Here is a 21,108-nt window from a genome sequence, read left to right as displayed (position 1 = left end):
ACTTGAACGCTTGTTCAACGAAAAACGCTGGTCCATTGCCGGTGTTCAAAAGGAGGAATCGCCTTTGCTGAACCCGTTCAATCCGAACCTCACGTCCTTCGACGAGGTGCCCGTTCAATGAGTGCACCGACCCCCGACCTTGCCCACGGCAAGATCCGCATGAACCCCCCCGTGTTCTACTTCGCGGCAAGCTTCATCCTTGTCTTCGGCCTGATCGTCATCGCCCAGCCCAAGGCGGCCGGCGACTGGCTGCTGGCGGCGCAGAACTGGGCGGCCAACACCGTCGGCTGGTACTACATGCTGGCCATGACCTTGTATCTGGTCTTCGTGGTGGTCACCGCCTTGTCCGGCTATGGCAAGATCAAGCTCGGTGCCGACCACGACGAACCCGAGTTCAGCTACCTGTCCTGGGCCGGGATGCTGTTCGCTGCCGGTATCAGCATCACCCTGTTCTTCTTCTGCGTTTCCGAGCCGCTGACCCACATGCTCCAGCCGCCGCAGGGCGAGGCCGGCACGGCCGAGGCCGGGCGTCAGGCGATGCAGATCCTGTTCCTGCACTGGGGCCTGCACGGCTGGGGCGTGTTCGCTTTCGTCGGCATGGCGCTGGCCTACTTCGCCTACCGGCACAACCTGCCGCTGGCCCTGCGTTCGGCGCTGTACCCGCTGATCGGCAAGCGCATCAACGGTCCGATCGGCTATGCGGTGGACGGCTTCGGCATCATCGCCACGGTGTTCGGCCTGGGCGCCGACATGGGCTTCGGCGTGTTGCACCTGAACGCCGGCCTCGACTACCTGTTCGGTATCAGCCACAGCCAGTGGGTGCAGGTGATCCTCATCACCCTGATGATGGGCGCGGCGGTGGCCGTGGCGGTCGCCGGGGTGGAGAAGGGCGTGCGGGTGATGAGTGACATCAATCTGTTCCTGGCCTGCGCGCTGCTGCTGTTCGTGCTGTTCGCAGGGCCCACCCAGCACTTGTTCAACACCTTGATCCAGAACCTGGGCGACTACCTGGGCGCCTTGCCGCGCAAGAGCTTCGATGTTTACGCCTACGGCGAGCAACGCGACTGGCTGGGCGGCTGGACGGTGTTCTACTGGGCCTGGTGGATTGCCTGGGCGCCGTTCGTGGGCCTGTTCATCGCGCGCATTTCGCGCGGACGCACCATCCGCGAGTTTGTCTTCGGCGTGCTGCTGATCCCGCTGGGCTTCACCCTGGCGTGGATGTCGATCTTCGGCAACAGCGCCCTGGACCAGGTGATCAACCACGGCATGACCGCGCTGGGCCAGTCGGCCATCGACAACCCGTCGATGAGCTTGTACCTGCTGCTGGAAACCTACCCGTGGAGCAAGACGGTGATCGCCGTGACGGTGTTCATCAGCTTCGTGTTCTTCGTCACTTCGGCCGACTCCGGCACGGTGGTGCTGTCGACGCTGTCGGCCAAGGGCGGCGGCGCCGATGAGGACGGTCCGAACTGGCTGCGCATCTTCTGGGGCGCGATGACCGCGCTGATCACCAGCGGGCTGCTGTTCGCCGGCAGCATCGATTCGCTGAAGTCGGCGGTGGTGCTGACCTCGCTGCCGTTCTCGCTGATCCTGCTGTGCATGATGTGGGGGCTGCACAAGGCCTTCTACCTGGAAAGCCAGCGGCAGATCGCGCAGATGCACTCGTTGGCGCCCTTCGCCCAGTCCCGGCGCGGGCGTGGCGGCTGGCGCCAGCGTCTTAGCCAGGCCGTGCACTTCCCGTCGCGGGACGAGGTGTATCGCTTCATGGACGACGTGGTGCGTCCGGCGATCGCCGAGGTGCGCGAGGTGTTCGAGCAGAAGGGACTGGTGCTGATCACCCAGGATGACCCGAGCCACGACAACGTCAGCCTGAAGATCGGTCATGGCGAGGAGCAGCCGTTCATCTACCAGGTACAGATGCGCGGGTACTTCACGCCGTCGTTCGCGTTGGGTGGGCTGGGGACGCAGGAGTTGAAGAATCGCCGCTACTACAGGGCCGAGGTGCACTTGAGCGAAGGCAGCCAGAACTACGACCTGGTGGGCTACAGCAAGGAGCAGATCATCAACGACATCCTCGACCAGTACGAGCGGCATATGCAGTACCTGCATCTGGTCAGGTAGATCGCTGGCTTCCACAGGGTTGTTGCAAAACCTGTGGGAGCTGGCTTGCCAGCGAAAAAAGGAGGCCAAAGGCCTCCCCCGGATCTTTCAGAAAGGCGCATCCCCCAGGATGGTCGCCCGATGCATCACCCGCCGGCTGGGGCGGTAGTCATCCACCGCAAAGTGCTGCGTGACGCGGTTGTCCCAGAACGCCACGTCGTTTTCCTGCCAACGCCAGCGAATGCTGAACTCCGGCCGCGTCGCATGGGCGAACAGCAGCTTGAGCAGCGCCTCGCTCTCCTGCTCGTTCAGCTCGTTGATCCGCGTGGTGAACCCTTCATTGACGAACAATGCCTTGCGCCCGCTGACCGGATGGGTGCGCACGACCGGGTGCGACAGCGGCGGGTTGTTGCGCCGGGTCGCCTCCCAGCGTGCCAGGTCCTCGGGCGTGGTGCCGAAGCGCTCCAGCGGGAACGACTTGGTGAAATCGTGGGTGGCGGTCAGGCCGTCGAGCATCGTGCGCAGCGGCGCCGACAGCGCCTCGAACGCGGCGATGCCGCTGGCCCACAGGGTGTCGCCGCCAAAGGCCGGCAGTTGCTTGGCGCTGAGCACCGCGCCCAGCGCCGGGGTCGGCAGGAAGGTCACGTCGGTGTGCCAGACGGCGTTGTCGCGCACATCGGTGACCGCGGTGTCGAGGATCAACACCTGCGGCGTCTGCGGCACATTGGGGTAGATCGGGTGGATGTGCAGGTCGCCGAAGCGGGCGGCGAAACGGGCCTGCTGTTCGGGGGTGAGCGGCTGGTCGCGGAAGAACAGCACCTGGTGTTCGAGCAGCGCCTGCTCGATGGCGTCACGCTGTTCGAGGGTGATGTCGTGGCTGATGTCCACGCCGCTGATCTGCGCGCCAAGGGCTGGGCTCAAGGGGGTAACGGTCAGGCTCATGTCTTTTCTCGTTCCAGGTGCCGGGTTGCCGGCGTGGTCATTTGGTCAATGGCTCTGGCCATGCCAGGGCACCAGCTTGCGCTGCAGGGCGCGCAGGCCCATCTCCAGGGCGAAGGCGATCAGGGCGATCAGCAGGATCCCCAGCACCACCACGTCGGTGACCAGGAACTGCGCCGCTGACTGCACCATGAAGCCCAGGCCGCTGGTGGCGGCTATCAGCTCGGCGGCGACCAGGGTCGACCAGCCCACGCCGAGGCCGATGCGAATGCCGGTGAGGATGTCGGGCAGGGCGCTGGGCAGGATCACATGGCGGATCAGTTGCGCCCGGGTGGCCCCCAGCGACTGCGCGGCGCGCAGCTTGGCCGGGTCGACGGTGCGCACGCCGGTGGCGGTGGCGATGGCGATCGGGGCGAAGATCGCCAGGTAGATCAGCAGCACCTTCGACAGCTCGCCAATGCCGCACCAGATGACGATCAGCGGCAGGTAGGCCAGTGGCGGGATCGGCCGGTAGAACTCGATCAGTGGGTCGAGGATGCCGCGGGCCACGCGGTTGTAGCCGATGGCCAGGCCGACGGGGATGGCGGTCAGGGTCGCCGCCACCAGCGCCAGGCCGATACGGCCCAGGCTTGCGCCCAGGTGCTGCCACAGGCTGGCGTCCATGTAGCCCTGGGTGAGCAGTGTCCAGCCCTTGGCCAGGATGTCGGCGGGCGAGGGCAGGAACAGCGGTTCGATCCAGCCGGCCGCGGTCACCAGCCACCACGCCAGCAACAGGGTGGCCAGGGTGAGGGTGCTGATCCAGCGGGTCGACAAGGGCTTGCGGGGCTTCACCACAGGAGGTGTGCGTTGTGCCTGCTTGGTGGTGGTGGCCGGCAATTCGATGCTGCTCATGCGGACTCCTGACGTTGCGAGAATACCCGCGCCAGCACGTGCTCGCGGGCTTCGATGAAACGGGGATCGGACTTGATCGCCCTGGCCGACTCGCCAGCGGCGTAGCGCTGGCCGAAGTCCAGCTGCAGACGTTCGACCACGCGCCCCGGATTGGGCGCCAGCAGCACCAGTTCGGTGGCGAGGAACACCGCTTCCTCGATGTCGTGGGTGATCAGGAACACCGGCTTGGCGGTGCGCTGCCAGACTTGCAGCAGCAGCTCCTGCATCTGTTCGCGGGTAAAGGCATCGAGGGCACCGAACGGCTCGTCCATCAACAGCACCCGTGGGTCGGCGGCCAGCGCCCGGGCCAGACCCACGCGCTGCTTCTGCCCGCCGGACAACTGCCAGATACGCCGCTCGCCGAAGCCGGCCAGGTCGACCAGCGCCAGCATCTCGCGGGCCTTGGCTTCACGCTGGGCACGGGACACGCCGGCCAGCTCGAGGCCGAAGGCGACGTTGCCGAGCACGTCCTGCCAGGGCAGCAGGGCATCATCCTGGAACACCACCCCACGATCGGCGCCCGGACCTTGCACCGGCGCGCCGTCGAGGCTGATGCGCCCGCCGCTGGGGGCGACGAAGCCGGCGATCAGGTTGAGCAACGAGGTCTTGCCGCTGCCGGACGGCCCGAGGGCCACCAGCAGCTGGCGCGGGCCCAGACTCAGGTTGATGTCGGCCAGCACCGGGGTAGCGGCGCCGGGGTACTGTGCGCTGATGCGCTCCAGTTCGAGCAAGGCCATGACGGGCTCCGGATCAGTTGGGCAGGTATTGGGCACTGACGTAGGGCGAGTAGTCGGGCAGCACGGCGTCGACCTTGCCTTGTTGCTTGAGGAAGGTGGCGGTGTCGGTCAGCGCCTGGGTGGTCGGCGCGCCCAGTGCGCTGGCCTGGTCGGCAGCCAGCGGGTAGACGTTACCCTGCAGCAGTACCGGGATATCGGCCGGCTTGGCGCCGGACAGCTTGACCAGCTTGGCGACGTTGTCCTGGTCGGCCAGCCAGGCTTTCGGGTCCTTGCGGTAGTCGGCGTAGGCGTCAAGGGTGACCTTGGCGAACGACTTGACGATTTCCGGGTGCTTGGCGGCGAAGTCCTTGCGCACGATCCAGGCATCGAAGGTCGGCGCGCCTTTCTCGGCCAGCTCGCCCGAGGTGATCAGCACCTTACCGTTCTCCTTGGCCACGCCCAGAGCCGGGTCCCAGACGTAGGTGGCATCGATGTCGCCGCGTTTCCAGGCGGCGATGATCGCTGGCGGGGCGAGGTTGAGGATCTGTACTTTCGATGGGTCGATGTTCCAGCTCTTCAGTGCGGCCAGCAGGCTGTAGTGGCCGGTGGAAACGAACGGCACGGCGACCTTCTTGCCCACCAGGTCCTGCGGGGTCTTGATGCTGTCGCGGGCGACCAGGGCCTCGCCGGCACCGATCTGGGTGGCGATCAGGAAGGTCTCGACCGGCAGCTTGCGGGTGGCGGCGGCGGCCAGCGGGCTGGAGCCGAGGTAGCCGATCTGCACGTCGCCCGAGGCGACGGCGGTGATCACGTCGGCGCCATTGTCGAACTTGCGCCAGTCGATGCTGGCCTTGCTGTCCTTTTCATAGGTGCCATCGACCTGGGCCACCTTGGCCGGGTCGACGGTGGTCTGGTAGGCGACGGTCAGGTCGGCGGCCTGGGCCAGCCAGCTGGCACTGGCGAGGGTCAGGGCGGCGAACAGGCGCAGCGGAGCGTGCGGGATCATGATTGAACCTCTCGTCAGGCATTCTGGGATGGATGGCGAGAAGACTAGATGATCTAAGAAATAGTAAATAAATAACTTTTTAGAATTAGCTTAAAAGCCAAACGCTCTGAACCTGCGCGGGATGCAGGCTCGTCGTGATCCCTGGCTTGGTTCGTTTCGACAGGACGGTGCGAAGCTGGCGCAATCGCTGAAGACAGCTAGTCTTTATCGATTTCTGCGGGGGGACTGCTGGTCGACAGCTCGGCAAACGTTTGCACATAACCTAAAGGTATGATTGACGGCGTCGATACAACGTTTCGTAGGAATGGTTCCGATGTTATTCCGTAAAAATCTTACAGATTCATAAAACGGTCATTTTGGATTTATAGGATTGTCATTATCCTGTAGCGCAGGTCAGCGGGTTAGACCAAAGTCGCAGATCGACCGTTAGCGATTGACTTGGCGGTCACGCATTGGTGCTAAATCGCCAATCCGGGCGAGTGGGGCAGCAGATCCCGCCGCTTGAGACGCACAAAAATTAGAACGTAGAGGAGCAAAACATGTACAAGTCCAGCCTGGCCCTGGCCGTGGCACTGGGGGTTCTCGCCCAACAAGCAGGCGCTGCCGGTTTCATCGAGGACAGCAAGCTGTCCCTGAGTTCGCGCACCATGTACTTCGACAACAACAACCGTGAAGCGCATGCGACGCCGGCAACCCCGACTCGTGCTGCAGGCAAGCGTCCGGATCAGCGTGAAACCGGCCAAGGTTTCAAGCTCGACTACATCTCCGGCTTCACTGAAGGTACCGTCGGCTTCGGTGTCGATGCACAGGCCGTATGGGGTATCCACCTCGATGGTGGCAAGGGTTACCACAAGGCTGGTTTCCTCCCGGACGATAGTGATGGATCTTCGGTAAGCCAGTGGGCTCGTGTCGGCGGTAACGCCAAGGCTCGCTTCTCCAAGACCGAAGCGCATTTCGGTAGCGCGCTGGCACCGATGCTGCCGATCCTGGTTTCCAACGACGGTCGTCTGCTGCCGCAAACCTTCGAAGGCGGCACTATCACCTCGAAGGAAATCGACAACCTGACCATCAACGCCGGTCAGCTGACCCACGCCATGGGCCGTGCTTCGAGCAACCGTACCGGCCTGTCGGTTTCCGGCGCCTTCGCCGACAGCAACAAGTTCCGCTACGGCGGTCTGGACTACAAACTCACTCCGGACCTGACCCTGCAGTACTACTACTCGAACCTGGAAGACTTCTACAAGCAGCACTTCCTGGGTGCTACCCACGTCTTCAAGATCGCTGACAACCAGTCCTTCAAGACTGACCTGCGCTACTTCGACAGCAGCAGCGACGGCAAGAACGGCGACGTAGGCACTTACGCCTTCGACAACAACGGCGGTTACGCCAAGAACGCTGGCAAGGTCGACAACAAGACCTGGTCCGCCATGTTCACCTATACCCTGGGTGGCCATGCCTTCCTGTTGGGTCATCAGCAGATCGGCGACGACGGTGGCTTTGTCTGGTTGAACCAAGGTGCTGTACGCGACGGCAACAACCGTCCTGAAGGTGCTGGCGGCTCCAGCTTCTACCTGTTCACCGACAGCATGATCAACCAGTTCGCCCGTGCTGGCGAGAACACCACCTTCGGTCAGTACTCCTATGACTTCGCGTCCCTGGGCGTACCGGGCTTGAAGGCTTCGGTTTCCTACCTGCGTGGTGACGACATCCGTAACAAGTCGGGTAACGGCACCTATAACGAGTGGGAGCGCGACGCACGCGTCGACTACACCATTCAGCAGGGTACCTTGAAAGGCCTGGGCTTCAGCCTGCGTCAAGGCGTCTATCGTGGTGCCGGCGAAAGCAGCGCGGACCAGGACCAGACTCGCTTCATCGTCAACTACACTTACGCCTTCATGTAAGTCGTAGCGGCATCAAGAAAGCCTCGTCTAGTGCGAGGCTTTTTTGTGTCTGCGAATCCGTATGCTCAATGGTTATAAATAAATCGATATTTATTCTTTTTATTTTTATTCGGAAGCAGGCACATTGAACCCACAAGGCCAGACACAGCACAGGAGCCGCTTCCATGAGCCTCAAACTCGGCGATATCGCCCCCGATTTCGAACAGGATTCCAGCGCCGGCAAGATCCGCTTCCACGAATGGCTGGGCGACAGCTGGGGCGTGCTGTTCTCCCACCCGGCCGACTTCACCCCGGTGTGCACCACCGAGCTGGGCCTGACCGCCAAGCTCAAGGAAGACTTCGCCAAGCGTGGCGTGAAAGCCATCGCCCTGTCGGTGGATCCGGTCGACTCGCACCACAAGTGGATCGATGACATCAACGAGACCCAGAACACCGTGGTCAACTTCCCGATCATCGCCGACGCCGACCGCAAGGTCTCCGACCTGTACGACCTGATCCACCCCAACGCCAGCGACACCCTGACGGTGCGCTCGCTGTTCGTCATCGACCCGAACAAGAAGGTGCGCCTGACCATCACCTATCCGGCCAGTACCGGGCGCAACTTCAACGAGATCCTGCGGGTGATCGACTCGTTGCAACTGACCGACAACTACAAGGTCGCCACCCCAGGCAACTGGCAGGACGGCGACGAGGTAGTGATCGTGCCTTCGCTCAAGGACGAGGACGAAATCAAACGCCGCTTCCCGAAAGGGTACCGGGCGGTGAAACCCTATCTGCGACTGACCCCGCAACCGAATCGATGAGGTATTCCTCGTTGCATTGCTCTTAGCCAAGCAGGGATCTTCGGGCCGTTTCGACGGCCCTTTTTTATGTCTGGCAGAAAGGCAGGTATTGCCAAATTGAGCCTTGCGCGCTCCCACAGGGGGATAGTTGCCTGCGCGACAGCGTAGCCCGAAGGGCTGGGTGATCTCTTACAGAGATAAGAATTAATATCTATTTATGGAATAAACAAATGCAAAAATATGATTTATAGATATATATGACGAACTGTTAATGTCACTTCCATCCAGCGGGGACAACCCCTCGCGGCCCTGCAATCGAATCGAAGGAAGCGCTTTCAATGCTGGTTGTTTCTGTCGGTGGTAGCCCCAGTCTTCGTTCACGCTCCGGCGTGCTGCTAGAACGCTCGCGCGACTGGCTGCAGGAGCGCGGCGTCGAGGTGGTGACCTTCCAGGTGCGGGAATTCCCCGCCGAGGACCTGCTCCACGCGCGCTTCGACAGCCCGCAGGTGCGTCACTTCAATGAACTGGTGGCACAGGCCGATGGCCTGGTGGTCGCCACGCCGGTGTACAAGGCATCGTTCGCCGGTGCCCTCAAGACCTTGCTCGACCTGCTGCCTGAGCGAGCCCTGGAACACAAGGTGGTCCTGCCGATCGCCACCGGCGGCAGCATCGCCCACATGCTGGCCGTGGACTACGCCCTCAAGCCGGTGCTGTCGGCGCTCAAGGCGCAGGAGACCCTGCACGGGATCTTCGCCGACGACAGCCAGGTCGCCTACGGCGAAGGCACCCGGCCCGCGCAACTGGCCGCTGCCCTGGAACAGCGCCTGCAGGATTCGCTGGAAACGTTCCACAGCGCCCTGGCGCGCCGGCCTCGGCCGGTGGTGCCGGGCGAGCTCAACGAACGCCTGATCAGTGCCCGTTGGAGCATCTGATTCCTCGCTATACCGCTTGACCGTTGTTCCCACCTTACTCGCCCGTCAACGAGGCAAGCAGGTGCTACCCGAACCCACTCGCACAGGAGAGCGCCATGCGCACAATCTTCTTGCGTCGCGGTCTGGTCGCCCTGTTTGCGGCGGCTGTGTCCTTCGGCGCCATCACTCAAGCCCAGGCCGAAAGCCTGCGCATCGGTTACCAGAAGTACGGCACCCTGGTGCTGCTCAAGGCCAAGGGCTCGCTGGAAAAGCGCCTGAAGGAACAGGGCATCGACGTGCAATGGACCGAGTTCCCGGGCGGTCCGCAACTGCTCGAGGGCCTCAACGTCGGTTCCATCGACTTCGGCGTGACCGGCGAAACACCGCCAGTGTTCGCCCAGGCCGCGGGTGCCGACCTGCTGTACGTCGCCTATGAGCCGCCAGCCCCGCACAGCGAGGCGATCCTGGTGCCGAAGGGATCGACGATCCAGTCGGTGAAGGAACTCAAGGGCAAGAAAGTCGCCCTCAACAAGGGCTCCAACGTGCACTACCTGCTGGTGCGCGCCCTGGAAGACGCCGGCCTCAAGTATACCGATATCCAGCCCGTCTACCTGCCACCGGCCGATGCCCGCGCCGCCTTCGAGCGCGGCAGCGTCGACGCCTGGGTGATCTGGGACCCGTACCAGGCCGCCGCCGAGCAGCAACTGCAGGCACGCACCCTGCGTGACGGCAAGGACCTGGTCGACAACCACCAGTTCTACCTGGCCACCCGCAGCTATGCCACCCAGCACCCGGCGGTGATCAACACCCTGGTCGAGGAGGTGCGTGCCGTGGGCGAATGGTCCCAGGCCAACCCGCAGCAGGTCACCGACCAGGTCGCGCCGCTGCTCGGCCTGCCTGCCGACATCACCCTGACCTCGGTGAAACGCCAGGGCTACGGCGCCGCGCCGCTGACCCCGGAAGTGATCGCCGCGCAGCAGAAGATCGCCGACACCTTCCAGGCCCTGAAGCTGATTCCCAAGCCCTTGAGCATCAAGGACGTGATCTGGACACCCCCGGCCAAGGTCGCCAGCGCGCCTTGAACGATTCGCCTGCGCCGGGGCGCCGCCTCGGCATGAGCCACCCTTGAGGAGACAACTCCAATGAGCCTTAACATCTTTTGGTTCCTTCCCACCCACGGTGACGGCAAGTACCTGGGCACCAGCGAGGGCGCCCGCGCCGTCGATCACGGCTACCTGAGCCAGATCGCCCAGGCTGCCGACCGCCTTGGCTTCGGCGGCGTGCTGATCCCCACCGGACGTTCCTGCGAGGACTCCTGGCTGGTGGCGGCGTCGCTGATTCCGCTGACAGAGCGCCTGAAGTTCCTGGTGGCCCTGCGCCCGGGGATCATTTCGCCGACCGTGGCCGCGCGTCAGGCCGCCACCCTGGATCGTCTGTCCAACGGCCGTGCGCTGTTCAATCTGGTGACCGGCGGTGATCCGGACGAACTGGCCGGCGATGGCCTGCACCTGAACCACCAGGAACGCTACGAGGCGTCGGTGGAATTCACCCGCATCTGGCGCAAGGTGCTTGAAGGCGAAACGGTCGACTACGACGGCAAGCACATCCAGGTGAAGGGCGCCAAGCTGCTTTACCCGCCGATCCAGCAACCGCGTCCGCCGCTGTACTTCGGTGGTTCCTCCGAGGCCGCCCAGGACCTGGCCGCCGAGCAGGTCGAGCTGTACCTGACCTGGGGCGAGCCGCCGGCGGCCGTCGCCGAGAAAATCGCCCAGGTGCGCGAGAAGGCGGCGGCCCAAGGCCGTGAAGTGCGCTTCGGCATCCGCTTGCACGTGATCGTGCGGGAAACCAATGAAGAGGCCTGGACCGCCGCCGACAGGCTGATATCGCACCTGGACGACGACACCATCGCCCGCGCCCAGGCATCGCTGGCGCGCTTCGACTCGGTCGGTCAGCAGCGCATGGCCGCGCTGCACGGCGGCAAGCGCGACAAGCTGGAAGTGGCGCCGAACCTGTGGGCCGGTGTCGGCCTGGTGCGTGGCGGTGCCGGCACCGCGCTGGTGGGTGATGGCCCGACCGTTGCGGCGCGGGTCAAGGAATACGCCGATCTTGGCATCGACACGTTCATCTTCTCCGGTTATCCACACCTGGAGGAGTCGTACCGAGTCGCCGAGCTGCTGTTCCCGCACCTTGACGTGCAGCGCCCGGAGCAGCCGAAGACCGGTGGCTACGTGAGCCCGTTCGGTGAAATGGTCGCCAACGACATCCTGCCCAAGTCCGTGTCGCAGAGCTGAGGACCGGGGTCATGAGTCGTGCATCCACCACCACCTGGTCCAAGCGCCTGGCGCCCTGGGCCCTGCCGATCCTGCTGCTGGCGATATGGCAACTGGCGGTCAGCGCGGGCTGGCTGTCGACCCGCATCCTGCCGGCGCCGAGCGCGGTGGTCAGTGCCGGTGTCGAGCTGGTGCGTAGCGGCCAGATCTGGACCCACCTGGCCATCAGCGGCTGGCGTGCCGGCCTGGGCTTCGTGATCGGCGGCAGCATCGGCCTGTTGCTGGGCTTCATCACCGGCCTGTCGAACTGGGGCGAGCGCCTGCTCGACAGCTCGGTGCAGATGATCCGCAACGTGCCGCACCTGGCGCTGATCCCGCTGGTGATCCTGTGGTTCGGCATCGACGAGTCGGCAAAGATCTTCCTGGTGGCGCTGGGGACGTTGTTCCCCATCTACCTGAACACCTACCACGGGATCCGCAACGTCGATCCGGCACTGGTGGAGATGGCGCGCAGCTACGGGCTGTCGGGCTTCGCGCTGTTCCGCCAGGTGATCCTGCCGGGGGCGCTGCCCTCGATCCTGGTCGGCGTGCGCTTCGCCCTGGGCTTCATGTGGCTGACGCTGATCGTCGCCGAGACCATCTCGGCCAACGCCGGCATCGGCTACCTGGCGATGAACGCCCGCGAGTTCCTGCAGACCGATGTGGTGGTGCTGGCCATCGTCCTGTACGCGGTGCTCGGCAAGCTGGCCGACCTGGCTGCCCGGGGCCTGGAGCGGGTATGGCTGCGCTGGCACCCGGCGTACCAGGTGGCGAAGAAGGAGGGCGCATGATGACCGTGCTCAAGGAACAGCCGCCACGCCTGCTGCGTGGCATCCCCCTGGCGGCCCGCGATCTGCGTCGCACCTTTGGCCAGCGTGAAGTGCTGCGCGGCATCGACCTGCACATTCCGGCCGGCCAGTTCGTCGCCATCGTCGGTCGCAGTGGCTGCGGCAAGAGCACCTTGCTGCGCCTGCTGGCCGGGCTCGACCAACCCAGCGCCGGCCAACTGCTGGCGGGGGCCGCACCGCTGGCCGAGGCCCGCGAGGATACCCGCCTGATGTTCCAGGACGCGCGTCTGCTGCCCTGGAAGAAGGTGATCGACAACGTGGGCCTGGGCTTGTCCGGCAACTGGCGGCCCCGTGCCCTGGAGGCACTGGAGGCGGTCGGCCTGGTCGATCGCGCCAACGACTGGCCGGCGGCGTTGTCAGGCGGCCAGAAACAGCGGGTGGCCCTGGCCCGGGCGCTCATCCACCAGCCGCGCCTGCTGCTGCTGGACGAGCCATTGGGTGCGCTGGATGCCCTGACCCGCATTGAAATGCAGCAATTGATCGAGCGCCTGTGGCGCCAGCACGGTTTCACCGTGTTGCTGGTCACCCACGACGTCAGCGAAGCCGTCGCCGTGGCCGACCGTGTGATCCTGATCGAAGACGGCGCCGTCGGCCTGGACCTGGTCGTCGACCTGCCCCGGCCACGGGTGCGGGGTTCGCACCGCCTGGCGGCGCTGGAAAGCGAAGTGCTCAACCGTGTTCTGTCCGTCCCGGGCACCCCGCCCGATCCGGAACCTGTAGCCCCCTTGCCCACGCAGTTGCGTTGGGCCCACTGAATCCTCGAAGCCCCAAAAGGAATGACGCCATGACCATCAAAGCCATCAACGTTCGCAACCAATTCAAAGGCACCGTGAAGGAAATCCTCGAAGGCCCGGTACTGTCGGAAATCGACGTGCAGACCGCCTCCGGTATCGTCACTTCGGTGATCACCACCCGCTCCGTGAAGGAGCTGGAGCTGCAGGTGGGCAGTGAAGTGATCGCGTTCGTGAAATCCACCGAAGTGTCCATCGCCAAGCTGTGATGGCTGCAGGGCGCCGTGCGGCCCATCGCAGGCTTGCCCCGCAGTAGCGGTTCAACCCTCGGTCGGTCTCAACCCGCCGAATAACGCGCTGGCCTGGCTTTCGTTGAGGGGGCCTCGCCACGCGTTGGCCCGCTGGTTGCGCTCGCTGGCCAACTTCAAGTGTCCGGCCTCCAGACGGGCGAAGCCGTTGCCGGGCCGTTTCTTGAAGTGGAAGTGGGCGTACCAGAGCGGCTCGCCGGTGCGTGCGTCATCGATGCGGTATTCCTCCAGGTATTCGATCGCCTGCCCCTGTTTGTTCTTCGTCGGCTCGAGCTGGCGGGACCACTTGATATCCACCTCCTCTTGCGCGTGCAGGTACTCCAAGTGGCCGGCTAGCGGCTGCGGCGTGGCTTTCGTCTGCTCGATACGCAGTTGCTTGCCCAGCGTTTGTAGGCCCGTGGCCGCTTGCTCGAGGTTGCGCGCCACGGCGCGTTGCGCCTCGCTCAGGGTGTCGCCGCCCTTGCGCAGGATGTCCTGGGCCAGGTCCTTGAGCGTGGTGGCATAGCCGTCTGCCAGATCCTGCAGGCTGGCCGGTGCCATGTTCAGGTTTTTGTATCGGCGCAGCTTGGCCTGCTGGTTGGCGACATTGCCCAGGCGTGTCCTGGCCGTCGCCATCAGGGACTGCAGGCTCGCCGTCGGCACCGGTGGTGTGGCTCGGGGCGATTGCCAGCGGTTTTCGGGTGTGCGCGAGAAGGTGGTCTGTGACTCCGGAGCCAGCTGGTTGCCGATCTGCATCCGCGGTTGCCCGTCGATGGTGACCTCGCGGCCAATCAGCAGTTGCTGGTCGACGGTTTCGAACAGGCGGGGCCTGCTCGCGCCTCGGTTGATGCGAGCAGGCGTCCTGACCGGTGCCGATGCAGAGAGGGCGGCGTCGACCTCGGCCATCAACGTGGTCAACTCCGCGCGCATCGCTTGGGTGCTCTGCGCAGTGACGAAGTCGGGGAAGGTGTCCTGCCAACTGGTCATCTGGTTGTCGAAGCGCTGATAGCGTGCTTTCACCTGTTGTAGGAAACGGTGCTCCTGCGCCCGACTCAGCCCGGCGGAGGTCATGTCCTGATGGCTGAACAGCATGTTGCGCAGATGGGTGAGCTCCCGGTTTATCTGGCGCAACGCGAGCAAGAAGTCGTAGCCGGCCGTTGCTGGCAACCTGATCACATTGGCCGCCTGGATCGAAAGGCGCACGACCCGGTAGCCGTTCGGGTCCAGCGGCATGCCCAGCTTGTCGAGTTCCAACTGGTAGGTGGTGAGCTGTGGGCCCTGGACGGTGTTCCTGAGGGTGGCTGCGCGGCGGAACTCTGTTTCCAGCTTTTCCAGCGAGTGCGCCATGCGGCCTTGCTCGGCGCGTAGCGCCTTCAACTGCGCAAGCGGGTCGGTGGGGTCGCTGTCCAGCGCATGCTGCAGTCGCCTGACCTCATCGAAATGTCCTTGCATCTGGAACTGGTATTGGCGAATCAGGCTGGGGTGCTGGTGCACCAGGTTGAACGCCAGGCCGTCGCGGAATTGCCTCGGCATCTGGCCCCACAGGGCCCGGCTGCTGCGCAGGCGCGCCAGGCTTTGCTCGTGGAAGATGACGAAGGTTTGCAACTGCTCCGTATAGGCGTGCTGGGCTTGGAGGACTGCCCTGGATTGGGTGATGGGCGCCGCCGAGCTGGCCGTGTGATCGGCGATGGCGCGTTTCAGCTTGTCCAGGCTGGCGGTTACCTTGGCCTGCTGAGTGAGGCGCCCTTGGTCGATATCCAGCGCCACTTGTTGCGGCGAACGCAGCGCAGGCTGGCGGCCAAGGTAGCCACGCAAATTCTCCCAACCCTGCTGGTAGAGGCGGCCGAGGAAGGCGCCGCCACCGGCCAGGCCGCCGTCCACCAGGCGCCCGCTCAAGCCCCCATGAGGCTGCCAGCCCCCCAGCTCGTCGAGCCGCACGGGCTGTTTGTAGGTCCGCGATGCGCTGCCCTTGAGACGCCAGGTCAGGTAGGTGGTGTCCCATTCCACGGGGTAATGCGCACCTTGGTGCAGGATATAGTCGTACCCGCTCTCGACATGCCGGTACACGCCTCGGCCGTGGGCATCAGGGTGAGTTGTCCAGCGCCCGACAGGGGCTTCGCTGGCGTATCCCTGGAAGGGCTGGGGGCGCCCTTGGCGGGTCACGGTCGTGGCGCGCAGGCCGGCAAGCTGCTGGCGACTGCGCGTGCGTGCCAGGACCTGGGGGTTGCTGGCCAGGACGCTGGGCGTGAGGTCGAAAACGGCATCGATCAGTGACTGGAACACGCTGTTCAGGTGTTCGACACCCTCGCCAGGGTCACCTCGCAGGAACGCCTCCACGCTGGCATTGGCGGCGTGCCAGCCGTCGTACAGGGCCACCAGCGCACCGACCCCAGGCAGGAAGCCCAGGGCCAGCTTGATGTAGTCGTAGACTCGCCCGTGGCTAATGGCTGCGTTTTCCAGGAACAGGTCCGTTTGGCTGCGGGATGAGGCGCGATGCTCCATGATCAGGCGGCCCATCAACAGGCTGGCCTGCACCTCGGCGATGGGTTCGGAGCGCACGGTGCCCGCCGCGATGAACCCGGAGAACGACTTGAGCAGGGCCTGGTTGATGTAGGACAGGTGGGTTTGGCTGTCCCCGTCGAGGGGGCGGCTGGCGAGGAAGTTGCGCATGGCATCGTCGATGGCCTGCTCTTCCAGGGCCAGGCACGCAGCCTCACGGCTGGCGTGCTGGCTGACGACCCTGCCGTTCGGGGCATCCGGCATCAGCAACAGCACGGGCCCACTGGCCGCTTCGAGGAGGAACAGACCGGCCAGCGGCACGTTGCGGGCGCTGCCGTCGGCCGCAACGCCTGGCCGCAGGTCCAAGCCCAGGTGGCTGACCGTTTTGGTCACGGTAGCGTCGAGCTGTTCCCGGCAGAAGCGCTGGAACATGTCTGCGCCTTCTTCATCGAGGGCCGCAGGCTGGCTGAGGGCCAGGATCTGCAATTGGTGCTCGAACGGTGCGCGCAGGGTTTCCTGACGCCACTGCGCTTCCCAGTCAGACTGCTGCTGGTCACCCTTGAAGGCGCGGAGTATCTGCTTTTCGTAGGCGCCGGCCAGGTCCAGGGTCTTCACCAGGTCGGCGATGTCGGTGTGGGTCAGCGCTTGCAGAGTGGGGGCGAGGGCAGGGGGGGCGAACACGATCCTGGCGTTGCCCAGGCGCCGGCGCAGGCCTTCATCCAGTGCCCAGAGTAGGAAGCGCTCCAGCGCGACGTCGCTGCGCTCGGCGCTGAAGGTGACGACTTCCTTGTAGGCGTTGCTGAAGCCGGATTCGGGCAGCGGCACACGCTGTATGTCCGTGCGATCGGCGATGTTCAGGGTGATCTTGGGGACGATGGTGAGTGCGCAGGTCGTGCGCAGGTGGGCGTACAGTCGGTCATGCGCGAACCGCTCGCGCTCGGGCAGGTCCTTGGCCAGCAGCGCACTGGAGGCGCGCATGGCGGTGCGCAGGGCGTCCAACGCTGCCGCCAGCGCGGCGCGTTGGGGGGCATCGAGGTGCTTCAGGGTTTGCAGGCGTGCGTTCAGGTGGGCGGTGCGGTTGCGTTCGGCGAGCCGTTCGAACGCTTGCGTCCTGGCGGTATTGCGGCTGGCACCGAGCTTCCAGCGCAATTGCAATTGCGTGGTGGTATCGGCCTGGGTGAGCAGGACCAGGTGGGTTTGCACCAGGTAGTCGAAGGCATGGTTGGTGATGGGTGGGTTGACCAGCTTCGGCGTCAGGTCGGGGTCGTCCAAACGCTGGACCAACGCGTTGGTGTCTTGCGGCCAGGCGCTTTCCAGCAGCGTTTCAGGCCAGGCGCCTTGGGCGGTGTTCAGCAGTTGGCGGAACAGTTGCGCCTCATCCTCGAAGCGCATCAGGCCGCCCTCGTGGCCCGGCTTGTAGAGCAGCACCGAGGTGTCGGGCTCGCTTGCGTTGTCTTCGGCGCGGGCCCTGAGGGTGAGGTAGCCGGTCAGGTGCCATGTACGGTCGCCCACCACCAGCTTCAAGGCGCCTGGCACGATGGGGCGCTGCAGGCTGGGTTCAGGCCGCTCCAGCAATGCGTGAACCCACGCCAGGTGCGGCGTGCCAAGCTCGCCCAGCGTGTGCTGAAACTCGGCTTCCTGCAATAAGAGGTTGGCGAAGTGCTGGCTGAGGTGCTCGAAGCGGTTGGCCTCGCCCCAGGTTTGTTCCGTCTGTGTCTCTGGGAGCTTGGCCAGCAGTTTTTGCAGGGCGTTGTCCAGTTCGTCCAGCTTGGCCTGGTGCGTGCGCAAGGTCGCCATGCGTGGGGACTTGGGCTCGGTGTCGCCCCCCAGGTAGGAGGCCAGCAACTGTTCCTGACGGTCGATTCGCTGCTTGCGCCAGCCGAGCGGCAAGCGTTCGTCCAGCACGTCGAAATGAACCTCTTCGAGCGCCAGGGCGTCGTCGTCGCTGACCCGTTGCGTCAGGTCCTGGCTCAATGCCACCGGGAGTTCCGCCTTGAACTCAAGCGGGTGTGCCTGAACGGCCAACAGGCTGTCCAGCAGATCGGTAAAGCCGTCTGCGGACCCGGCGATCACCTCGATGCTGCCGCTGTCGTCCATCAGTGCCTCGGGTGGGTTGCGCCACAGGCGCTGGCGGTGCTCGTGCGCCCATTGCTTGAGCGACGCTTCGTCCTGGAAGGCGCGAATGGGGTTGTTGGCATCGGGGCGGTAGAGAACCCAGGGGTTGCCTGGCGCCGTCGGGCGGATCAGCAAGGCCCCTGGGCAGGCGCCGATCGGTGGACCCGGCTGCTGCCAGTGCAGTTGGGCGTACTGGGTGCTGTCACTCAGTTGGCACTGCTCCAGTGCCTTGGCCTGGAGGCGATCGAGGCCGTGGTTGAGCTCGAGCGCGCTCTGGAAATGCACGCGCAGTTGCCGCTGCGCGAACGCCCGGCGCGCGATCGACTGGCCGGGCATGCGGCTGTCCCAATGCTGCTGGAGCGACTGTGCACCTGTCGAAGGGGCTTGCTCGAACAGGCTTTGCAATGCCTTGGCGGCCTGGCGTCGGCGTTGATCCGCCTCGGTCAGGGCGTTACCTCGCCCGGCGGCGATCCAGGTGCTGGGCGGCGTAACGGACTCGGCGAATTCGCCTGGGTTGGTATGAAGGAAAGCAGTGGCTTGCGTCATGGTCGTGGTCCACGTTGGCCTGAGTGCTGATAGAGGCGCTCATTTCAACGTCCGACCTCGGATGGTCTGCGTTACATGTTGCTGCTGTGGCGTTTTGCCAAGAACGGCGGCAAGTACAGCCCCAGGTACGCCTCGAACACCCGCATGCCTTCCTCGGCCATGCGCGCGGTGATTTGCTCGTGCAACTGCATCGAGCGGGCATAGACACGGTCGCTGAGCTCCATGGCCAAGGCGAACACGTCCACCTCGGTGGGCATCGGCGGGAGTTGGAAATGCTGGTCGAACAGCGTGTGCATCAGTTTGCCCAGTTCCAGGTCATGCTGACGGTCGGCCTGGACCACTTCGCTCAACCCGTGCTGGGCGAGGATCAGCTGCCGGGCGGCGGCGTCCTCGTGGTAGATGTCGAGCATGCGCTGCTCGATCAGCCGCGACAGTTGCGGCCAGGTACTGAACGCTGCGCTGTCGATGGGCGCGCTCAGGGCCTCGCGAAAAGCCCGGTGCACGTCGGCGGTCAGCGCCTCCAGCAAGGCCGGCACACTGGCGAAGAAGTGATACACCGACGACGGCGGAATCTGCGCCCGCTCGGCCACGCTGTAGATCGACAGGCCTGTCACCCCGTGCTCGGCCAGCAGCTCGCGGGCCGCGGCCTGGATCGTTTCGATCCTGGCCTGGCTGCTGGCGCGTGGCTTGCGCGGGGAGGCGGGTCGGGTCATCAGTTGCTGATCGCCAGGATGCTGGCCTGGTAGGCCCCGACGAACAGGTCGAAATCACCCACTTCCTGCTGCTCCAGGCGCGACTGCTCGGCCAGGGATTCACGGGCGAGGGTTTCGAAGGCCTGCTGGCGCTCGGCGGGCAGCGGCTGCTCGCGGAAGCTCTCGGCGTGCAGGCGGCTTTGGCGCAGGGAGAACTTGACGAAGCTCTCGTCGTGTTCGGTCATGCGCGCCAGCACCTGGGCCGAAGGCGTCAGCTCGGGGTCGTCGACCTTGGCCTGCTGCGCTTCCAGGGCCTTGGCGTGTGCGTTGCCGCCCTGGGCGCGGTCAAGCAGCCCGGCCAGCTGGCCGATGCGTTCGATCAGTTCGCTCGCCCATGTCTTCAGCGCGACCGGCTGGCCGTCACGGCGTAGCTCAAGGCCAGGGCGCCGGCCCTCCTTGACCACGGTGAGGAAGTTGTCGGTGCACTGGCCGCACTCGCCGTTGTCCAGCTGCGGGCTTTCTTCCAGGGCGCAGAACAGCAGGAAGGCGTCGAGGAAGCGCGCTTCGGTCAGGTCGATACCCACCGGCAGGAATGGGTTGATGTCCAGGCAGCGTACTTCCACGTACTGCACGCCACGGGAGGTCAGGGCCTGGATTGGCCGCTCGCCGGTATAGGTGACGCGCTTGGGGCGGATGTTCGAGTAGTACTCGTTCTCGATCTGCAGGATGTTGGTGTTCAGCTGTACCCACTCGCCATCCTTGTGGGTGCCGACCTCGACGTAGGGCGGGTAGGGCGTGCCGACGGCCTTGCGCAGGCTGTCGGTGTAGCTGGCCAGGTTGTTGTAGCAGGGCGTCAGGCCCGCCTGGGCGTTGCTCTGGTAGCCCAGGTCGCTCATGCGCAGGCTGGTGGCGTAGGGCAGGTAGAGGGTCTCGGCATCCAGCTCTTCGAGCTGGTGCGGGCGGCCACGCAGGAATCCTTTGTCCAGGGCCGGGGAGGCGCCGAACAGATACATCAATAGCCAGCTGTAGCGGCGGAAGTTGCGGATCAGTGCGATATAGGCCGAGGACTGGTAGTCGCGGTCGTCCTGCTCGCCGCCTTCGGCATCGCGCAGCAACGGCCACAGCGCCTCGGGCAGGGAGAAGTTGTAGTGGATGCCGGCGATGCACTGCATGGTGCGGCCGTAACGCAGGGCCAGGCCCTTGCGATAGACGTGCTTGAGCTTGCCGATGTTCGAGCTGCCGTATTCGGCGATCGGGATGTCTTCCTCGGCCGGCAGCGTGCAGGGCATTGACGGGCTCCACAGGTATTCGTCGCCCAGCTTGGTGTAGACGAAGCGGTGGATCTGGTCGAGGCTCTCGAGCACCTTGGCAGGGTCCGCCAGGGCCGGGGTGATGAATTCCAGCAGCGACTCGGAATAGTCGGTAGTGATCTGCTCGTTGGTCAGCGCCGAACCCAGGGCCTCGGGGTGCGGGGTCTGGGCCAGGCGACCGTCGTTGGTCACGCGCAGGCATTCGCGCTCAATGCCGTGCAGGCACTGCTTGAGCAGGTCGATATTGTCGCCGAGCAGGCTCAGGCGGCGGTTGAGGAGGTCGCTCAAGATGGATTCCTTCACGCGTCAGTCGCCCCAATATGGGGGTAGGGATGACGGTCTACAAGGGTAGTTGGGAAAGGAACTGGCGTTGTCGCCTGGTTTACGCGGTTCCGGCGCTGGCCTGTATGCGCCTGATCGCGGGGCAAGCCCGCTCCCCCGGAGCCTGTGAGCGTGCGTGGAAGCGGGCTTGCCCTGCGATCAGGT

General features: G+C 64.7%; 16 protein-coding genes. 9 read left to right on the top strand and 7 right to left on the bottom strand.

The annotated features are described in order from the left end of the window. Positions 1 to 159 precede the first annotated feature (159 nt). Positions 160 to 2,121: a choline transporter BetT gene (gene betT, locus AC25M7_RS17350; RefSeq protein WP_162175250.1), complete on the top strand. Its 1,962-nt coding sequence runs from the start codon at positions 160 to 162 to the stop codon at positions 2,119 to 2,121. Between the two features lie 87 nt (positions 2,122 to 2,208). Here betT and tauD read toward each other — a convergent pair whose 3' ends face one another. From tauD to tauA, 4 genes are read right to left on the bottom strand one after another with little or no spacing between them, the layout of a single operon-like run. Next, positions 2,209 to 3,042, bottom strand: coding sequence for a taurine dioxygenase (gene tauD / locus AC25M7_RS17345; protein ID WP_028689224.1), 834 nt, complete (start codon positions 3,040 to 3,042; stop codon positions 2,209 to 2,211). 45 nt (positions 3,043 to 3,087) lie between these two features. After that, positions 3,088 to 3,930 (bottom strand): taurine ABC transporter permease TauC, encoded by an 843-nt coding sequence (tauC, locus tag AC25M7_RS17340; protein WP_069016497.1) that lies wholly within the window; start codon positions 3,928 to 3,930, stop codon positions 3,088 to 3,090. Beyond that, positions 3,927 to 4,706: a taurine ABC transporter ATP-binding subunit gene (tauB, locus tag AC25M7_RS17335; RefSeq protein WP_486971312.1), complete on the bottom strand. Its 780-nt coding sequence runs from the start codon at positions 4,704 to 4,706 to the stop codon at positions 3,927 to 3,929. The genes tauC and tauB overlap by 4 nt, the downstream gene beginning before the upstream one ends. A gap of 13 nt (positions 4,707 to 4,719) precedes the next feature. Further along, positions 4,720 to 5,691 carry a taurine ABC transporter substrate-binding protein gene (tauA, locus tag AC25M7_RS17330; RefSeq protein ID WP_182322365.1) on the bottom strand — a complete coding sequence of 324 codons (972 nt, stop codon included), beginning with the start codon at positions 5,689 to 5,691 and terminating at the stop codon, positions 4,720 to 4,722. 539 nt (positions 5,692 to 6,230) lie between these two features. Here tauA and AC25M7_RS17325 point away from each other — a divergent pair. The 8 genes from AC25M7_RS17325 (at position 6,231) to AC25M7_RS17290 (ending at position 13,442) form a co-directional block, all read left to right on the top strand. Further along, positions 6,231 to 7,592 (top strand): OprD family porin, encoded by a 1,362-nt coding sequence (locus tag AC25M7_RS17325; protein WP_486971311.1) that lies wholly within the window; start codon positions 6,231 to 6,233, stop codon positions 7,590 to 7,592. Positions 7,593 to 7,756: 164 nt separating this feature from the next. Beyond that, a complete protein-coding gene (locus AC25M7_RS17320; protein ID WP_028689219.1) occupies positions 7,757 to 8,395 on the top strand; it encodes a peroxiredoxin in 639 nt (212 codons plus the stop codon). 317 nt (positions 8,396 to 8,712) lie between these two features. After that, a complete protein-coding gene (gene ssuE, locus AC25M7_RS17315) occupies positions 8,713 to 9,306 on the top strand; it encodes an NADPH-dependent FMN reductase (RefSeq protein WP_486971310.1) in 594 nt (197 codons plus the stop codon). A 95-nt stretch (positions 9,307 to 9,401) separates the two neighbouring features. After that, positions 9,402 to 10,367, top strand: a complete 966-nt coding sequence (locus tag AC25M7_RS17310; RefSeq protein WP_028689217.1) for a sulfonate ABC transporter substrate-binding protein — start codon at positions 9,402 to 9,404, stop codon at positions 10,365 to 10,367. Positions 10,368 to 10,427: 60 nt separating this feature from the next. Further along, positions 10,428 to 11,576, top strand: a complete 1,149-nt coding sequence (gene ssuD, locus AC25M7_RS17305) for an FMNH2-dependent alkanesulfonate monooxygenase (protein WP_028689216.1) — start codon at positions 10,428 to 10,430, stop codon at positions 11,574 to 11,576. Positions 11,577 to 11,587: 11 nt separating this feature from the next. After that, complete coding sequence (ssuC, locus tag AC25M7_RS17300; protein ID WP_028689215.1) at positions 11,588 to 12,385, top strand: aliphatic sulfonate ABC transporter permease SsuC; 798 nt, start codon at positions 11,588 to 11,590, stop codon at positions 12,383 to 12,385. Beyond that, the gene (gene ssuB, locus AC25M7_RS17295; protein WP_028689214.1) at positions 12,385 to 13,197 is read left to right on the top strand and encodes an aliphatic sulfonates ABC transporter ATP-binding protein; all 813 of its coding nucleotides are present in this window, start codon (positions 12,385 to 12,387) and stop codon (positions 13,195 to 13,197) included. The genes ssuC and ssuB overlap by 1 nt, the downstream gene beginning before the upstream one ends. Positions 13,198 to 13,226: 29 nt before the next feature. Further along, positions 13,227 to 13,442, top strand: coding sequence for a TOBE domain-containing protein (locus AC25M7_RS17290; protein WP_008095172.1), 216 nt, complete (start codon positions 13,227 to 13,229; stop codon positions 13,440 to 13,442). Between the two features lie 51 nt (positions 13,443 to 13,493). On the opposite strand, the gene AC25M7_RS17285 is transcribed toward AC25M7_RS17290, so the two are convergent. The 3 genes from AC25M7_RS17285 to gshA form a co-directional block, all read right to left on the bottom strand. Continuing rightward, positions 13,494 to 18,620 (bottom strand): dermonecrotic toxin domain-containing protein, encoded by a 5,127-nt coding sequence (locus AC25M7_RS17285; protein WP_486971309.1) that lies wholly within the window; start codon positions 18,618 to 18,620, stop codon positions 13,494 to 13,496. 71 nt (positions 18,621 to 18,691) lie between these two features. Next, positions 18,692 to 19,333, bottom strand: coding sequence for a TetR/AcrR family transcriptional regulator (locus AC25M7_RS17280; RefSeq protein ID WP_279153203.1), 642 nt, complete (start codon positions 19,331 to 19,333; stop codon positions 18,692 to 18,694). Further along, entirely contained in the window at positions 19,333 to 20,910 is a 1,578-nt protein-coding gene (gene gshA, locus AC25M7_RS17275; protein ID WP_162175249.1) for a glutamate--cysteine ligase, read from the bottom strand. The genes AC25M7_RS17280 and gshA overlap by 1 nt, the downstream gene beginning before the upstream one ends. Between the last annotated feature and the right edge of the window lie 198 nt (positions 20,911 to 21,108).

This window comes from Pseudomonas sp. P106(2024) (assembly GCF_057480815.1).
The sequence above is the reverse complement of the archived record's forward strand: the minus strand, read 5'-3'. Positions and strand labels throughout refer to the sequence as shown.

What these genes read in the sequence shown, in the direction of transcription:
- AC25M7_RS17310 (WP_028689217.1), top strand. Translation starts at nt 9,402, where the DNA reads ATGCGCACAATCTTCTTGCGTCGCGGTCTGGTCGCCCTGTTTGCGGCG.
- tauB (WP_486971312.1), bottom strand. Translation starts at nt 4,706, where the DNA reads ATGGCCTTGCTCGAACTGGAGCGCATCAGCGCACAGTACCCCGGCGCC.
- ssuD (WP_028689216.1), top strand. Translation starts at nt 10,428, where the DNA reads ATGAGCCTTAACATCTTTTGGTTCCTTCCCACCCACGGTGACGGCAAG.
- AC25M7_RS17320 (WP_028689219.1), top strand. Translation starts at nt 7,757, where the DNA reads ATGAGCCTCAAACTCGGCGATATCGCCCCCGATTTCGAACAGGATTCC.
- ssuE (WP_486971310.1), top strand. Translation starts at nt 8,713, where the DNA reads ATGCTGGTTGTTTCTGTCGGTGGTAGCCCCAGTCTTCGTTCACGCTCC.
- betT (WP_162175250.1), top strand. Translation starts at nt 160, where the DNA reads ATGAACCCCCCCGTGTTCTACTTCGCGGCAAGCTTCATCCTTGTCTTC.
- AC25M7_RS17290 (WP_008095172.1), top strand. Translation starts at nt 13,227, where the DNA reads ATGACCATCAAAGCCATCAACGTTCGCAACCAATTCAAAGGCACCGTG.
- tauC (WP_069016497.1), bottom strand. Translation starts at nt 3,930, where the DNA reads ATGAGCAGCATCGAATTGCCGGCCACCACCACCAAGCAGGCACAACGC.
- ssuC (WP_028689215.1), top strand. Translation starts at nt 11,588, where the DNA reads ATGAGTCGTGCATCCACCACCACCTGGTCCAAGCGCCTGGCGCCCTGG.
- tauD (WP_028689224.1), bottom strand. Translation starts at nt 3,042, where the DNA reads ATGAGCCTGACCGTTACCCCCTTGAGCCCAGCCCTTGGCGCGCAGATC.
- tauA (WP_182322365.1), bottom strand. Translation starts at nt 5,691, where the DNA reads ATGATCCCGCACGCTCCGCTGCGCCTGTTCGCCGCCCTGACCCTCGCC.
- AC25M7_RS17280 (WP_279153203.1), bottom strand. Translation starts at nt 19,333, where the DNA reads ATGACCCGACCCGCCTCCCCGCGCAAGCCACGCGCCAGCAGCCAGGCC.
- AC25M7_RS17325 (WP_486971311.1), top strand. Translation starts at nt 6,231, where the DNA reads ATGTACAAGTCCAGCCTGGCCCTGGCCGTGGCACTGGGGGTTCTCGCC.
- AC25M7_RS17285 (WP_486971309.1), bottom strand. Translation starts at nt 18,620, where the DNA reads ATGACGCAAGCCACTGCTTTCCTTCATACCAACCCAGGCGAATTCGCC.
- ssuB (WP_028689214.1), top strand. Translation starts at nt 12,385, where the DNA reads ATGACCGTGCTCAAGGAACAGCCGCCACGCCTGCTGCGTGGCATCCCC.